Origin of the sequence: Streptomyces sp. NPDC058683 (assembly GCF_042716195.1) — a bacterium.
In the GTDB taxonomy this organism is placed as follows: Bacteria; Actinomycetota; Actinomycetes; order Streptomycetales; family Streptomycetaceae; genus Streptomyces.
Genome location: NZ_JBHXSK010000007.1, coordinates 58307 through 73516 on the forward strand (window position 1 = coordinate 58307; position 15210 = coordinate 73516).

A 15210-nucleotide genomic window follows, 5' to 3' on the forward strand; every position below is an offset into this window, starting at 1 on the left:
CCGACGCTTCGGGTAACACTGCATGCATGTATCGGGACGGGAGGGCCCAAAGGGACACCCGGTCCTGGAGCATCTGCCTGCCGGAGAACCTGCTCCGGCAACTCCAGGCCGTTGGCCTGGAGTTGCCCTGTGGAGCATTCCGGGGGAACGACGTGCGGGCGGTTACCAGGAGAGGGCGTCCTGGGCGTTGGTCTGCCAGTAGGTGACGGTGGCGGCGCTGTTGAAGAAGACACCGCCGTTCGGCAGCTTCAGGGTCTTCTCCTTGTTGATCGCGTTGCCCTTCCGGTCGGCGAAGAACACGCCCAGGGTCTTCTCCTTGGCGCCGCCTTCGCCTTCGGGGGTGGACGTCGTGATGCCTGCGTACGCGGACTGGCCGTGCTCGAGCGTCACCACGGCCTGCGGCGTGGTCTCCTCGGCCCACGACAGGGGGGCCTGGGCGTCGGCGCCGGCCCTCAGGTAGGGGGCGATGTAGGCGTAGCAGGGCTTGGTACCGGTGTTGGTGGCCTTGAGCAGCAGGTGGTTGATCGGGCGGGACACCTCGGTGACGGTCAGTTTGGTGTTCGCCGTGGTGCAGGTGACGACCGCGGAGGCCTTCTTGGTGGCCGCGGAGGCGGTCTGCGCGGTGGCCTGGAAGCCGACGAGCGCGAGGGCGGCGGCGACGACCATGGAGGAGGCGGCCGCGCGGGAGGCGAAACGGGTGGCGATACGCATGAGGGGGCTGCTTTCTCTGAATATTCGGAAGGTGATCTTCCGGTTGTGGGCTGTGCGGGTCGGACCTGTCCTGCGTGTGCTGCGTGTGGTGTGCGTGGGCGCGCCGGAAGTGCGGGCCGTGAACGTGGGGTTGAGCGAGCACGATCGCCGTGTCCGGTGGGGCGCCGTGCTCGGATGACCCAAGCCTGTGCCATGCGGCGTTCCATCTGCCATTCCCTGCGGGAGTTTCGGGACGCTGGAATGATCGAACCAGCTCTGAACTGCGGAAACGCGACCTTCCTGGGATGCCGAACGGAACGCAGGAGGGTGCAGGCGCCCTGCCGGGACCGCCGGCTCCGGCACCGGCGGCGACACCGGCGAGGGAAATGAGCGGCTCCGTTTCCGGGGCGGCAGGCCCTACTCTGATCCCCGTGAGGCAGACAGGCGCTGGGAAGGACGTTCGGCGATGACGCCCCTGAGTACCGGGGACCCCGAGTCCATAGGCGGGTACACCCTTCTCGGCCGGCTCGGGACGGGCGGCATGGGAGTCGTCTATCTGGGAGTCTCCGCCTCGGGACGGCAGGTCGCGGTCAAGCTCGTGCACGGGCCGTACGCCCAGGAAGAGGAGTTCCGCACCCGCTTCCGGCAGGAGATCGCGGCGGCGCGCAGAGTGAGCGGCGCCTTCACCGCGCCCGTCCTGGACGCCGACCCGGACGCCGACCGGCCGTGGATGGCGACGCTCTACGTGCCGGGGCTCAACCTCGCCGAAGCCGTCGAGAGGGACGGCCCGTTGAGCCAGCGGGAACTGCGCGCGCTGGGGCTGGGGCTCACCGAGGCGCTGCGCGACATCCACCGGGCGGGCCTGGTGCACCGGGACCTCAAACCGCGCAACGTCCTGATGACCGACGACGGGCCGCGCGTCATCGACTTCGGCATATCGCGCGCGTCCGACAACCAGAACCTCACCACGACCGGGCGGATGATCGGCACTCCGCCCTTCATGTCGCCGGAGCAACTGGCCGCTCCCCGGGACGTCACCCCGGCCTCGGACGTGTTCTCGCTGGGGTCGCTGCTGGTGTTCGCGGCCGTCGGCACGGGACCGTTCGACGCCGACAGCCCGTACATAACGGGCTATCAGGTGGTCCACGGGACCCCGGACCTCGGTGGGGTGCCCGAAGCGCTCCTGGGCGTTGTCGAACGCTGCCTGGACAAGGACCCGTCCGCACGGCCGGACCTGACGGACATCCACCGCATGCTCCAGGCGGTGCCGGAGTCCGACGCCACCGGGTCTCCGAAGACCGGAGAGTCCGCGAAACCCCGGCGCCACTCCGTTTCCCGGAGCGCGGCCACCACCTCCGCGGGCGCCGCGACCGGCACGGACACCGGCACCGGCTCGGGCACGGGCTCCGGCACCGGCACCGGCAAGCGACGCCGGATCCGGATGCTGCTCACCGGCCTCGGCGCGGTGCTGGCCGTCACGGGGCTGTGTGTCGGGCTGGGCGTCTTCGCGTCCGATCCGGACGCCACCGCCAGCTCCTCCGATGCCACCGCCACGGCCACCGCCCGTGCCGCGTCACTGCCCGACGGCTGGCGGCCGTGGCGCACGGATGTGCGGTACGACGTGAAGGGCGTCCCGCTCGACTACAACAGCTCCGGATGCGTGGCGGAGGGAAGCGCCCTCTACTGCGGCGGTACGGGCGTCACGGTCGCCAGGGTCGACGCGGCCTCCGGCCGCACCCTGTGGCGGACCGGCACCCGCCCTCAGGGGGCGCAGCCGATCGGCGTGCGCGACGGGCTGGTCTATGCGTACGAGGATCCGGACGACACGACCAGGCGCGTGGTGGCCCTCGACGCCGCCACCGGGGACCGGCGATGGCAACGCGACATCAACAAGTCCGAGGCCGCGGTCCTGTACGACGGCGGGTTGCTGACCCTGTCGCCCGACTACGCGTCGTTCGTGGCCTACGGGTCCTCCGGCAAGGAACTGTGGCGGGCGCCCTCGCTGGACGAGTACTGCACTCCGTCGGTGCTGGGGGGCGTCCCCTACGCCCTGTGCTCGCAGGGCACCGAGCCCGGTCAGGCCCCGGTCGAGCTGATGAAGCTCGGACCCGGCAGCCTGACCGAGACCGCCGAACTGCCCAGGAAGGCGGAAGCGCTCGGCGCTGTCGGCGGGCAACCCCTGTTCCTCGCCCCGCAGACCGCGAAGGACGTGTACGAAGCCGGATACGAACGGCCGTACAACGCGCTGCTGCGGGTGGCCTCGGAAACCGGGCAGGTCAGACGGATACCGCTGGCTCGTCCGCTGACCGGCGCGGCCACCCTTGTGGACGGCGTCGTCTACTTCGTCCGGTCCGACGGATCGGTCACCGCGGTGTCGGCGGACAGCGGCAAGCAGCTCTGGCAGAAGGTGACGGACGTGGAGAGCCTGTCCGCGCCCGCGGTGTCGGCGACGTACAAGCGGGTCTATTTCTCCAACCGCTTCGGCCGTCTTCTGGCACTGGACAGCCGCACCGGAGCGGAGGTCTGGCGCACCTCCGCGCTGGCCGACCCCGGGGACAAAGCGCAGAGCTACCCGCCGCGCGTGCTGCTCGTCAAGGACGCGATCGTGGCGACGACCGGCGACACGGCCTTCTCCCGAAGCCCGGACGGGCCCAGCTGACGGGCCCAACCTGACGGGCCTACCCGAGGGAGCCCACCGACGGGCCGAGGCAGTGGCCGCGGACCCGCGGGTGTCCCACCGCGGCGGAGTGGTTTCGGGGCCCCAGTTGCGCAAGGGAAGCAGCGCGTCGCCTTCCGCGGCCATGCCCCCTGAGCCGTTCCAGCCGGCGTCTCGTGCGCCGGGCCCGCACGTCGAGGACCCCACCGACCTCCTCCGCGCCGCCTCCCTCGACAGTGAGCCGGAAGACGCGGCGGAGGGGCGGCCCCGGGATGGCCTTGCCCTTCGGGGGCACCCGGTAGGGCATGGCTACTGGATCGGCAACGGCGCGCGGACGCGGTCAGGTTCGACGTGCGGCGAACAGCAAGGCGATCGCGGTAGCGGCCCGGGCGGGCTTCGTCGCCCGCGGGGTCATCTACGCGCTGATCGGCGTTCTCTCCCTGCGGATCGCCTTCTCCGGCGGGGGCGAGCAGGCCGACCGGGGCGGTGCGGTCGCCGAGATCGCCCAGAAGCCCTTCGGCACCGTACTGCTGTGGCTGCTCGGAATCGCCCTGGCCGGGATGGCCCTGTGGCGGCTGTCCGAGGCCGCCTTCGGACAGGCGGGCCCCGACGGCGACAAGCCGGGCAAGAGGGCGATGGCCGCGGGCCGTTCCGTCTTCTACGGATTCGTCGCCTACTCCGTGCTCTCCTACGCGGCCGGGGACAAGAGCAGCGGCAGCGGCAGTTCCGACCAGAGCTCCCAGGACGTCACGGCGAAGGCGTTGGACTGGCCCGGCGGGCAGTGGATCGTCGGCGTCGCGGGTGCCGCGGTGACCGCTGCCGGCCTGTGGATCGCCGTCCGGGCCGTCATGCGCACGTTCGAGAAGCACCTCAGGATGCCGGAGACGTCACAGAAGACGCGTGAAGTCGTCGCCTTCTTCGGCGTGTTCGGCGGTACGGCCCGGGGCATCGTCTTCGCCACCGCAGGCTGCTTCGCCATCGCCGCGGCCGTCCAGCACGAGCCCGGCAAGGCCAAGGGCATGGACGACACCCTGCGTACGTTCGCCGACACCCCGGCGGGCCCCTGGCTGCTGGCACTGATAGCGGTCGGCCTCATGGCCTTCGGGGTCTTCTCCTGGGCCAACGCCCGCTGGCGCGCCGTCTGACAGGCGACAGGCGACAGGCGACGGGCCGGGGCGGGGCGGAAGGCACCACTCCCCGAGAACGGTTCCGGCGGCGGTGCGGGCGTCTCGGGCACCTTCACGTTCACGCCGAAGGTGCGGGGCGTCGTCAGCTACACGTACTCCTTCGACACGGAACCGGAGGTCACGGTCGCCGCGGGAGCCGACGGCACCGCGAGCATCGACTGGACCCCGGCCTCGGACGGCTCCTACGACCTCCAGGTCACTGCGACGACCGGCTCCGGCATCCAACTGACCACGTACGACTACTCCTTCACCGTGGACTGAATCCGCCCGTCGACCGCACGGCGGTCATGCCCGGAGTGAGACAGGGGGCAAGTCAAGTTCCCATTGTTCAGAGGCAGTTGGGCGCGCCCAAGCCTCGCGCCCGCTGTCGGATTTCCGTGCGTCCGTGCTGAGCGGCCGATATAAAGTCGGACGGCTGGGCGGGGGGCCCGGAGGAGGCTCCCGCCGTCTCGAACGAGTCAGAGGTGGGGATCGAGAGTGTTGTTCCGGAGGATACGCAGATGGGTCACGGTGGCCGTCGCGGCCGCCGCGCTCGGCATGGGGGGCGTGACAGCCGCGCACGCCGCGGGCCAGCCGGAGGTCACCTACGCGGGCAGCGTGGGGGACGACCTCGGGATCCTGCAGATCAGTGCCCGGTCAGGGGCCGACATCAAGACCATCACGGCACACCTGTTCTCGTACGCCTCGCAGACCGAGGTCGCCGAGATCGGGACCAAGGACTTCCGGCTCTTCTCCGGCACCCGTCAGGACGGCACCTGGCACACCAAGAAGCCGTTGGAGCTGACCCAGTTCGGCTCCTACCGCATCGACGTGGAGGTGACGGACGCCGACGGCGGCCACGTGCTGCGGCAGTCCGCGGGGGACTTCGCCTACTACGTCGTGGCGAAATTCGGCGCGCTCACCGTCGACCGCACCACCATCGACCGGGAACACCGTGACGTACAGGTCGAGGGGACCCTGTACGGGCGCTGGCCGACCCGTCAGGTGAAGCCCCTCGCAGGACGCCAGGTCGACATCGATGTCGACTACTGGACGCAGACCACGGTGACCACCGACGCCCGAGGGCACTTCACCGCCTCGGTGCGGCTCGACGCCGCCGCGCCCGTCCAGGCCGTGTTCCGCATGGACGGCGGCACACCGCCGGTGCTGTACGGGGAGTCCGAGCCGGTGCAGATCGGCGTCGACCAGATTCCCACCCGTTTCACGTCCACGGTGAGTGCGACCGACGTCGACTTCGGCCAGTCGGTCACGCTGAACGTCAAGGTCGAGCAGAAGACCGCGGACGGCTGGGTACCCCTGGGCGGGCGCTCCGGGGGCGTCCTGTTCGGCCCCGACGACGCGCAGACCGACCTCGTGGGCCGTTTCACCACCGCTGACGACGGCACCTTCACGATGGAGTACACGCCGTGGCAGGGCGGCTATTTCCAGCTCGCCCTGGACACCTCGGACGACCCGTTCCTCCAGGCCGGCACCGGTACGAGCGACGTCGTCCACGTGCACCGGGCGTCGAAGTTCACGGCCTTCACGGCCGCCCGCTCCGACACGGGGCAGGTCCACGCCGAGGGGCTCATCGACTTCCCCGACGGGTGGACGCCCGCCTGGATCTACGTCCACCTCCAGTACTCGCCCGACGGCGTGAACTGGTCGACGCTCACCACGGTCGAGGCCTCCTGGGGCGGCAACGGCAACGACTTCGCCGCGGACCTCGACCAGAACGATGCCGGCTACTACCGGGCCGTCTTCGACGCCAACGACAGCTTCCAGTCCGCCACCTCGCAGACGGTCTTCGTGCCGGCGTCCGCCTAGTGGGCCGGTCGTAGACGCGTACGTCTTCGACGGCGCCCGGAACCGGCCTGTGACGGGTGCGTTCCTGGGTGCCGTCGACAGAGGATCATCGGACGAATCTGGTGCGGCCTGCTGCGGGATGACATCGCCGCTTCGGGGAACCCGGCGTCTACCAGCAGGTTTCACGAAACGCCAGGAGGTACGGCCATGATCGCTGTCGGAATCATTCTGCTCGTCGTCGGGTTCGTCACGGGCATATCGATCCTGTGGACCCTCGGCCTCATTCTGGCCGTGGTCGGTGCCGCCTTCTGGATCCTGGGATCCATGGGGCACGCCGTGGCCGGCCGACGCCACTACTGGTGAGGTCTCCGGCACCGCCGCGCCCTCGCGTGTCAGGTGAGTCGTGTCAGGTGAGGATGGAGATGCCGTCCCCGACCAGTTTCAGCCCGAGGACGAAGAACAGGACCGCCATCACGGCGACATTGTGCTGAGCCGCCCAGTCCTTCCAGTTGCCGAGCGTGGTCTTGGCGCGCTCACCCCCGAGCAGGAAGACCGCCAGCGGGGCCAGCAGACCGAGGGTGGCGATCACGACGAAGATCGCCAGAGAGCCGATCTGCTGCCCCACCGGCAGGCCGGCCGACCCGATCGCCGCTCCCGCGGCGATGGTCAGCGGGGCGTTCTTGGCGTTGAGCGCCGCCAGGGCCAGTCCGAGTGCGAAGACCTTGACCGGCGTGAGGCCGTCGATCGCACTCATCCACTTCGGCAGCCGGGCCTCTGAGGGATCCCTCGGACGCCGGTGCCACTGCCGGGCGCCGAAGAGGACGAGGAACACGCCGAGGGCGAGTTTGAGGGCTCCCACCCAGGTGGCCGGGTGGTTGTGGCTGGAGGCGCCTGCCGGGGAGGCGATAGCCAGCATCACCGCGCCCAGTACCGCCAGTCCCAGGATCCAGCCGACGGTGAAGAGGACGCCGTTGAGACGTCCCCGAGGCGTGGCGAGGATGAGGATGACGGCGATGATGGGGAGCGGGCTGACCGCGACACCGGCCGCGAATCCCAGTACGTCACCGAGAACTGCGCCCATGGTTGCCTCCGCGTGGGGTCGGGTGGCGATCCGGCCGAGTAGGGCTTGGCGCGAGAGGGTGCCGGACCGCCTCGGCGGCGCGACGGGCCGCCGTGCGATCGGCTGCGCCACCGTCGTCGCGGCCGTGCGCTTCACGGCCGTGCGCTCCTTGGCCGTGCGCTTCACGGCCGTACGGAAGTGGCTGCCCGAGAAGGACGACGGTGTACGACGTACTCGGCACGTCCCACTGGTTCCATCTTCCTGCGCCCGGCCGGGTCTGTCCTCGGGAGCCTCTGGGAGCCGCTCGGGGCGGGAGGGGGTGGCCCAGGGTCCGGGCCGGGGTGCCGGGGCTTCCCCGGATGCGAGGCAGCGCGTCCGTGGTGAGGATTGAGGTGTGAGGGCGAAGGTGCCTCATGTCCGGGCGCTTGGTGACCCTCGCACCGACCGCGGCAGGAGACGTCACGATGACTGCGACGACAGGCGGAACCCAGTCGGCCCACCCCGAGCGCCCGGGGAGGTCGGACGGGGTCTGCAACGAGTTCACCGTCTTCACCGAGATCAAGCCGGGCCATGCGGATGAGCTGCGCAAGGATCTCGCCACGCTCGCCGACGCGGCGGACGACGAGAAGGTCCATGCGGCGGTGCGTCAGATCGGCACGCTGCACGACGCCCGGCACGTGATCTTCGACAACGACACCCGGTTCATGTTCGCCAGCGTCTTCGACGGTTCCTGGGACAACTACATCGACGACTTCGCCAAGACGGTGGTCGGGGACCGCTTCGACAAGGTCTTCTCGCACAGCGTTGGGTTCCCCGGCGTCACCGACCCAGGGGCGAAGGACTGGTTCGTCGCCCACCAGGAGCCCGCGGGGGTCTTCGTCAGCGCCTATCCCGACCTGACCGTTCAGCAGATCTACAAGGACCACCGCGTGGACGACGCGTTCCAGGAGGTGCTGGACACCCCCCAGTTCCGGGCGGCGCTGGAGAACCCGGCCAACGCGGAGTTGGTGTCCACGCCGGCCTTCCAGAAGCTGCTGGAAGAAGCCTCGGCCTAGAACCCGCCGTTGCGAGTCGGCCGTTGCGGGGCGGCTGTCCAGGCAGAGACCGATGCGGAGGCACAAGCGCCCATGAACACAGTGGACAGCGGCAGCGCGGCAGGCGTGCGCGTCGACATCGACGACGTCCAGAGCGGGGCCCTGCGGCCACGGCCCGTGCCCTACGAGGGGAGGTTCGTCTTCCTGCGCGTGGACGACCCCCGGGCCGGCCGCGCGCTGTTGCGCCGGCTGCTCCCGGTGACCTCGGGCGGCCTGCCGGACGCGGACCGGAGCCGGGACGCCTGGGTCGCCGTGGCGTTCACCTATCAGGGGCTGGCGGCCCTGGGGGTGCCCCAGGAGTCGCTGGACAGCTTCCCACGGGCGTTCCGCGAGGGCATGGCCGCGCGCGCGGAGCGGATCGGCGACGTCGGCGAGAGCGCCCCGGCCCACTGGGAGAAACCGTTCGGAACGGGCGACGTCCATATCGCGTTGAGCGCCCTCTCCTCCGACACGGCGCAGCTGGACCAGGAGCTGGAGCGGGCCCGTGCCGCCTACGAGGACACGCCCGGTGTGCACGTGATCTGGCAGCAGGAGGTCAAGCAACTCCCCACCGGGCGGACCACCTTCGGCTTCCGTGACGGCATCAGCCAGCCGAACATCGAGGGCGTCGGACTGCCCGGCTCCAACCCGCAGGAACCCCCCATCAAGGCCGGGGAGTTCATCCTCGGCTACCTCGACGAAACCGGTAATCCGGCGCCCATGCCCAGCCCCGACGTGCTGGGGCGCAACGGGACCTACGCGGCCGTCCGTAAGATCCACACCGACGTGGCGGCCTGGCGCCGCTACCTGCGTGCGAACAGCGCCGGTGCCGAGGAGGAGGCGTTGCTGGCGGCGAAGATGGTCGGGCGCTGGCCGAGCGGGGCGCCGCTGGCGCTGGCGCCGGAGCACGACGATCCGGAGCTGGCGGCCGATCCGCACCGCGTCAACGACTTCCTGTACCGGGAGAACGACGACCGGGGGTACCGGTGCCCGGCCGGTGCGCACGTCCGGCGCATCAACCCCCGCGACGCCACGATCATCGGCGACGCGCGGATGCACCGCCTCATCCGCCGCGGCACCACCTACGGCCCGCCGCTGCCGGAGGGCGTGCTGGAGGACGACGGCGCCGACCGGGGCCTGGTCGGGGTCTTCCTCGGGGCCCACCTGGAACGGCAGTTCGAGTTCATCAAGGCCGAGTGGGTCAACGACGGCAACTTCATCGGCTACCCCGGCGAGCAGGACCCGGTGGCCGGGCATCACGGCGGGACCGGCAGCGTCACCATCCCGGAGAAGCCGGTCCGGCGCCGCCTGCGGAACCTGCCCAGCTTCGTGGTCACCCGCGGCGGCGAGTACTGCTTCGTGCCGGGTCTGCGTGCCTTGCGCTGGCTGGCCGAACTGGAGGGCTGACGGCGGTTCCCACGCCCTGAGGTCCGATCACGCCGAGGTCCGAGGCCCGAGGTCCGAGGTCCGATCACGCTCGCCGAGGAGAGGCCGCAGTCATGGCAGCACAGTTCGTCCGCTACACGCCCGACGTCGAAGACGACGCCCCGGACTTCGACCGCGACGTGCAGACGGTGATCGAGAAGACCGAGGGCTACATCGCCGAGTCCGTCGAGGCCGGCGGCACCGGGCGGGCCCTTCGCGACGCCCACGCCAAGGGCTACGGGCTGGTCCGGGGGGAAGTGGAGATCCTGGACGGGCTGCCCCCGGAGTACGCCCAGGGCATCTACGCGACCCCGGGCACCCACGACGCGCTGATCCGCTTCTCCAACGGCTCGCCCCACGCCGGAGCCGACGCCCGGCTGGGCGCCGCCACCGGACTGGCGCTGAAGATGTTCGGCATCCCCGGCCCGACCCTGCTGGAGGACGAACCGGACTCGGGCACCTTCGACTACGCCAACATCAACGGACCGGTCTTCTTCTGCAACACGGTCGAGCACTACCTGTTCATCCAGGAACTGTTCCTGAACGCGCCGGCCTACTTCTCCCAGGGCCGTCCCGGCGCACATCGCTTCTACACCGATTTCGTGACCGGAAAGGGAACGCTGGACCGGGACGACTGGGCGTGGGACGAGTTCCTGGCCTTCCTGCGTCTGTCGAAGACCCCGCCGGCGAACCTGCTGCTGTCGAGCTACTGGACGATGGGCGCGGTCCGGCACGGGGACTACATCGCCAAGGTGCGCATCACCCCCGACCCGACGTCCGCCGCCGGAGTGGTCCGGCGCACCATCGACCCGGCCTCGGCGGCGGAGGTCTTCCGGCCGGCCCTGCAAGCAGAGTTGCAGGAGGGGCCCTACGTCTTCGACATCCAGGTCCAGCTCTGCACCGACCTGGAGCGCATGCCGGTGGAGGACACCACCGTGGAGTGGCCCGAGCAGCTCTCGCCGTCCTTCACCGTGGCGAAGCTGCGGCTGCCGCAGCAGGACATCTCCGGCCCGGAGAACCTGGAGAAGATGGACGCGCTGTCCTTCACGCCCTGGCGGGTCACCGCCGAGCACGCGCCCCTGGGCAACATCATGCGGGCCCGCAAGGAGGTCTACCGGCGATCCTCCATCCAGCGCCACCAGCTCAACCAGCAGCCCCGCACCGAGCCCCGGAGTGCCGACGACGTACTGGGCCGCACCGCATAAGCACCGGATCGGGACAAGCAGCGGATCGGGACGAGCACCGGATCGGGACGAGCACCGGATCGGGACAAGCACCGGAGCGAGCGGCCCACCCCCTGCGACGGGCACCCCGGCCGTGGGCAGATGATGGCCGGTATGCGCATCCGTATCGACGCCGTCGACCTGCCCGGCCGCACCCGTCCGGCCCCCGCCGGCGACGAAGGTCCCGCGTACGCCGGGATCCATGTCGCCGTGCAACGCCGTGACCGTCCGGGCGAGCTCCTCGGACCGCAGCCCGCCGACGCCGCGTCCGCGACGTGGACCCTGGAGTGCACCGCGACCGCCACACCCGACGGCATCGATGTGAGGGGCCCCTATGTGCAGGACCGCCTGGGCCGCCGGTTCGTCTACCTGTCCTGGTGCACGGTCGACGACTCGGGTGTCTTCACCATGTTCCGCCGCGCCAAGCTCATGCTCGACGCCGTCCCCGCCGACGTGCTTGCCGCCGCCGCGCAGCACGGCCTGCTGGTCGGCCGTCTCGGCCTGACCGACGCGGACGGCGGCCCCCTGTGCGCACGCGTCGAGCCCCCGCGCATCACCTGGACCGCCGGCGAAGGCCGATCGCCTCTCTGATCCGTCCTCAGCCCGGGGAGCCGTCACAGAGGTCGAGGATCTTGGTGAACGGTCTGCGGAGCAGCACGGCCACCGGGGCCGCGTCGTCCCTGGTGTACCGGGCCAGTGCGGCGCGGGCGGCGGCCGTGTCCTCGTGGGGGTCCCGCCCTTCGAGGAGGGCTTTCAGGGCGCGTCCGGTGGCCTCGGCGACCGGGAGAAGGGCTGTCCGGGCCCGGGAGAGAGCCGGAGTGGGTCCGTCGCGCGCGGTGAAGAAGTCGACCTCGGCGGCCAGGGCGAGGAGATGGGGCGCGGCCTGGGCGGCGCGGCCGATCCGGTCGCCCAGTTCGCCCACCTCGGTCCGGTACCGGCGGCGCAGCGGATTGAACCGCATGGCCTTTTCCGCTTCCCGGGCCTTCTCCCCGTAGCGGCGCAGCCGGTCCGCCGCCGCCTGCGTGTGCGTCCGGTTCGCGTACGCGGCGTCCGGTGAGCCGATCGCGCGGGTGCTGCGTACGAGGCCCGCCGTCAGGTCGTCCGCGTACTCCCGTGCCAGCGTCGCCGCCTCCCGGCGGGGGTTCCGCGGCCAGAGCAGCGGGCCGAGGACGGCGGTGACCGCGCCGCCCAGCGCGTTCTCCCATAACCGGGCGAAGCCGTACGACTCCGGTGTCGGGTTGGCGAAGACCAGCAGCGAGGTCACCGCGACCTGCACGTTCAGTGTCGTGCCGGAACTGATGACGGTCCCGCACAGCAGGGCCAGGCCCATCACGACGGCGAGGACGGCCGTGGTCGGCCGGAAGAAGTGGACCACGGTGACGCCCAGGGCCACTCCGGCCATCACGCCGAGGATCCTCAGCAGCAGTGCCGCGAGCGAGGAGGCGGAGTCACCGCGCAGGCACAGCAGCGGGACGATGGCGGCGAACACCGGCGGCTGATCGGCACCGGCCCACAGCGCGGCCTGCCAGCAGAGCACCGCGATCACCAGAATGCGGGCCGCCGTCGGCCCCTGCGCCCGGAGCCTGGAGCGCACCCGCGTCCACGGCGAAACGCCCGTCACCTGCCCACCATAGGCACACACCGGGGCCCGTCGCCCGCCGGTGCACGCCCCGTGAACGGGTGGTTCAGGCCGCTTCGCGCGCCGCCCGGGTGAGCTGGTCGACCTCCTCGGGGTCGAGGGTGAGCCGGGCGGCGCCGACGTTCTCGTCCAGGTGGGCCACACGGGAGGTGCCGGGGATCGGCAGCATGACCTCCGTGCGGGCCAGCAGCCACGCCAGCGCGACCTGACCGGGGGTGGCCTCGTGCCGCTTGGCGACCGTGTCGACGAGCCGGCCCGGCTCGACCAGCTCGCCCGCGGCGACGGGCGCCCACGGGATGAAGCCGATGCCCTCGCGCGTGCAGTGGTCGACCACGTCCTCGGACGTGGAGTCGGTGAGGTTGTAGCGGTTCTGCACGGTGACGATCTCCGCGATCCGCCGGCACTGCTCGATCTCGTCCACCGTGACCTCGGAGAGCCCGATCGCCGCGATCTTGCCCTCGTCCTGGAACTTCTTCAGCTCGCCGATCTGGTCCTCCAGCGGCACCTTCGCGTCGATGCGGTGGAGCTGGAACAGGTCGATACGGTCCAGGCCGAGCCGCCGCAGGCTCATCTCGACCTCCTGCCGGAGGTACTCGGGCCGTCCGACCGGGGCCCACTCGTCCGGGCCCGAGCGGGTGAGGCCCGCCTTGGTGGCGATCAGGACGTCGTCGGGGTACGGGTGGATCGCCTCGCGGATGATCTCCTCGCTGACATGGGGACCGTACGAGTCGGCGGTGTCGATCAGCTGGACACCCAGTTCGACGGCGCGGCGGACGACCCGCCGGCACTCCTCGCGGTCGGCCGGCTCGCCCCAGATGCCGGGTCCGGTCAGCCGCATCGCCCCGAAGCCCAGCCGGGCCACCTGCTTGCCGGCAATCTCGAAGGTCCCTGACTCGTGTGCGATCAGCGTGTCTTCGGTCATGAGTTCCACGCTACTCCCGCACCGGGAATCCGCCTGGGCGCAGCCGTACCGGCCCGCCGGTGCGCGGCGGGCCGCCCCCGCCCGGTGCACGCACACCTGGTACGCGCACCTGGCGGTGCTGCCCGTCCCGCCGCTGCCGGTCTACCGCATCGCCCCCGGCCGCAGGGGCTGAGGGGGCGTCAGGCGAGGTTCCGGCACGGGCCGGTGCTGTGTCCGTACGTAGCCGTAGACCACCGAGCCCATCGCCAGCAGGAGGAGCGGGCCGGACGCCCAAGGGTGCCGGGCCATCTCCAACGGCAGCCAGCGGTACGACACCAGGAGCGCGGCGAAGACCGTCGCGCCGTAGGCGGCGAGCCGGAGCCCCGGCCGGTCCCAGCCGCGGTCGAACGAGCGCAGCGCCGCCTCGACCGTGAGCGTGAACACCACGCCGGCGACGAGGTCCACGCCGTAGTGGTAGCCGAATCCCAGCGTCGCGGTGAGGGTGGCGACCAGCCAGAACGCGCCGGCGAAGCGCAGCAGGCGCGGGCCGGTCCGGGAGTGGATGAAGATCGCGACGGCCCAGGCCGTGTGCAGGCTGGGCATGCAGTTCCGCGGGGTGAACGCGTCGAACGGCATGGGGCGCGGGGGTTCGACCGGCGGCGTCGTCCGCGGCCACCAGTCGGCCACCGCCCAGTGGCCGTTGCCGGGACCGAGGCCGTTGCCGTGGATGTGGCCGCCGGGCGGCGGGTCCGGCCACAGGCTGACCGACGCCCAGTGCTCGGCACCGGTGCCGTAGGCGAAGACCGGTCCGACCACCGGGAAGATCATGTAGACGGCCGGCCCGAGGAGGCCGATCACCAGGAAGGTGCGCACCAGGTGATGGCGCGGGAAGCGCCGTTCCGCCGCCACGTGGCGCAGTTGGTACAGCGCGACGACGACCGCGGCCACGGCGAGCTGGCCGTAGACGATGTCGAGGAGGTTGAAGCCGACCGGACCGCAGGCGGTGACGATCCGGCCGACCAGCCACGACGGTTCGGCCAGCGCGTGATCGGCGGTTGCCACGTACTGGTCGAGTACCGTCGGGCGGGTCTTCGAGGTGAGGAGCAGCCAGGTGTCGCCGGTCTTGCGGCCGGTCACCAGCAGCAGGCCCAGCCCGACGCCCTTGAGCAGCAGGACCCGTTCCCGGCCGGTGCGGCGGGTGACCGCCGTGACCGCGTGGCCCAGCATCACCCACAGGGCGCCGTTGCCGAAGGGATGGCCGTCGGTCACCGGGGCGTCGAGCGCCCAGCGGACCGCCGCGATTCCGACGTCGACACCGATCGCTGCGGCGACGGCGACGAACCGCTGCCGCCAGGTGAGCACCGTCATCATCAGCGCCATGCCGGCGTACAGCAGGAAGCCCGATTTGGGGGCGAGGATCACCTCCCGCGCCTGGTCGGTGATCGGCCCTGGCAGGCCGTAGCGTCGTGCGGCGATCTCGAGTGCCAGGAGGAACCCGAGGGCCGCGACACCCGCCACGGCCCAGGGTCTCGCCCCCGGTCGACGCCACAGGGAGAGCGGTGTTCCACTGC

15 protein-coding genes are annotated in these 15210 nt (G+C 71.1%); 10 read left to right on the forward strand and 5 right to left on the reverse strand.

Annotation, left to right across the window (positions count from 1 at the left end; all coding sequences use genetic code 11):
• Positions 1–162: 162 nt before the first annotated feature.
• Positions 163–711 carry a DUF4232 domain-containing protein gene (locus ACFWXC_RS09450; RefSeq protein ID WP_384475635.1) on the reverse strand — a complete coding sequence of 183 codons (549 nt, stop codon included), beginning with the start codon at positions 709–711 and terminating at the stop codon, positions 163–165.
• Positions 712–1156: 445 nt separating this feature from the next.
• Here ACFWXC_RS09450 and ACFWXC_RS09455 point away from each other — a divergent pair, with 445 nt between their 5' ends.
• The 5 genes from ACFWXC_RS09455 (at position 1157) to ACFWXC_RS09475 (ending at position 6681) form a co-directional block, all read left to right on the forward strand.
• Positions 1157–3349 (forward strand): PQQ-binding-like beta-propeller repeat protein, encoded by a 2193-nt coding sequence (locus tag ACFWXC_RS09455; RefSeq protein ID WP_384475638.1) that lies wholly within the window; start codon positions 1157–1159, stop codon positions 3347–3349.
• A 302-nt stretch (positions 3350–3651) separates the two neighbouring features.
• Positions 3652–4491, forward strand: coding sequence for a DUF1206 domain-containing protein (locus tag ACFWXC_RS09460; RefSeq protein ID WP_384475641.1), 840 nt, complete (start codon positions 3652–3654; stop codon positions 4489–4491).
• Between the two features lie 111 nt (positions 4492–4602).
• Complete coding sequence (locus ACFWXC_RS09465; protein WP_384475643.1) at positions 4603–4794, forward strand: hypothetical protein; 192 nt, start codon at positions 4603–4605, stop codon at positions 4792–4794.
• A 249-nt stretch (positions 4795–5043) separates the two neighbouring features.
• Positions 5044–6339 (forward strand): hypothetical protein, encoded by a 1296-nt coding sequence (locus ACFWXC_RS09470; RefSeq protein WP_384475646.1) that lies wholly within the window; start codon positions 5044–5046, stop codon positions 6337–6339.
• Positions 6340–6525: 186 nt separating this feature from the next.
• The gene (locus tag ACFWXC_RS09475) at positions 6526–6681 is read left to right on the forward strand and encodes a DUF6131 family protein (RefSeq protein ID WP_384475648.1); all 156 of its coding nucleotides are present in this window, start codon (positions 6526–6528) and stop codon (positions 6679–6681) included.
• Between the two features lie 43 nt (positions 6682–6724).
• Here the strand turns inward: ACFWXC_RS09475 and ACFWXC_RS09480 are convergent, their stop codons facing one another.
• The gene (locus ACFWXC_RS09480) at positions 6725–7564 is read right to left on the reverse strand and encodes a GAP family protein (protein ID WP_384475651.1); all 840 of its coding nucleotides are present in this window, start codon (positions 7562–7564) and stop codon (positions 6725–6727) included.
• A 278-nt stretch (positions 7565–7842) separates the two neighbouring features.
• Here ACFWXC_RS09480 and ACFWXC_RS09485 point away from each other — a divergent pair, with 278 nt between their 5' ends.
• The 4 genes from ACFWXC_RS09485 to ACFWXC_RS09500 all read left to right on the forward strand — a co-directional run bounded on the left by ACFWXC_RS09485 (position 7843) and on the right by ACFWXC_RS09500 (position 11690).
• Entirely contained in the window at positions 7843–8433 is a 591-nt protein-coding gene (locus ACFWXC_RS09485; protein WP_384475654.1) for a hypothetical protein, read from the forward strand.
• A gap of 72 nt (positions 8434–8505) precedes the next feature.
• Positions 8506–9858: a Dyp-type peroxidase gene (locus ACFWXC_RS09490; RefSeq protein WP_384475657.1), complete on the forward strand. Its 1353-nt coding sequence runs from the start codon at positions 8506–8508 to the stop codon at positions 9856–9858.
• 92 nt (positions 9859–9950) lie between these two features.
• Complete coding sequence (locus ACFWXC_RS09495) at positions 9951–11081, forward strand: catalase family protein (protein ID WP_384475660.1); 1131 nt, start codon at positions 9951–9953, stop codon at positions 11079–11081.
• Between the two features lie 132 nt (positions 11082–11213).
• Positions 11214–11690 carry a DUF5990 family protein gene (locus ACFWXC_RS09500; RefSeq protein ID WP_384475663.1) on the forward strand — a complete coding sequence of 159 codons (477 nt, stop codon included), beginning with the start codon at positions 11214–11216 and terminating at the stop codon, positions 11688–11690.
• A 7-nt stretch (positions 11691–11697) separates the two neighbouring features.
• On the opposite strand, the gene ACFWXC_RS09505 is transcribed toward ACFWXC_RS09500, so the two are convergent.
• Complete coding sequence (locus ACFWXC_RS09505) at positions 11698–12720, reverse strand: aromatic acid exporter family protein (RefSeq protein WP_384475665.1); 1023 nt, start codon at positions 12718–12720, stop codon at positions 11698–11700.
• Positions 12721–12784: 64 nt separating this feature from the next.
• Entirely contained in the window at positions 12785–13660 is an 876-nt protein-coding gene (locus ACFWXC_RS09510; RefSeq protein ID WP_384475668.1) for an aldo/keto reductase, read from the reverse strand.
• Here ACFWXC_RS09510 and ACFWXC_RS09515 point away from each other — a divergent pair.
• Positions 13659–13832 carry a hypothetical protein gene (locus tag ACFWXC_RS09515; protein ID WP_384475671.1) on the forward strand — a complete coding sequence of 58 codons (174 nt, stop codon included), beginning with the start codon at positions 13659–13661 and terminating at the stop codon, positions 13830–13832. The two genes, ACFWXC_RS09510 and ACFWXC_RS09515, sit on opposite strands and share 2 nt — an antisense overlap.
• Here the strand turns inward: ACFWXC_RS09515 and ACFWXC_RS09520 are convergent.
• The gene (locus tag ACFWXC_RS09520) at positions 13802–15157 is read right to left on the reverse strand and encodes a phosphatase PAP2 family protein (protein WP_384475674.1); all 1356 of its coding nucleotides are present in this window, start codon (positions 15155–15157) and stop codon (positions 13802–13804) included. The two genes, ACFWXC_RS09515 and ACFWXC_RS09520, sit on opposite strands and share 31 nt — an antisense overlap.
• Positions 15158–15210: the final 53 nt, after the last annotated feature.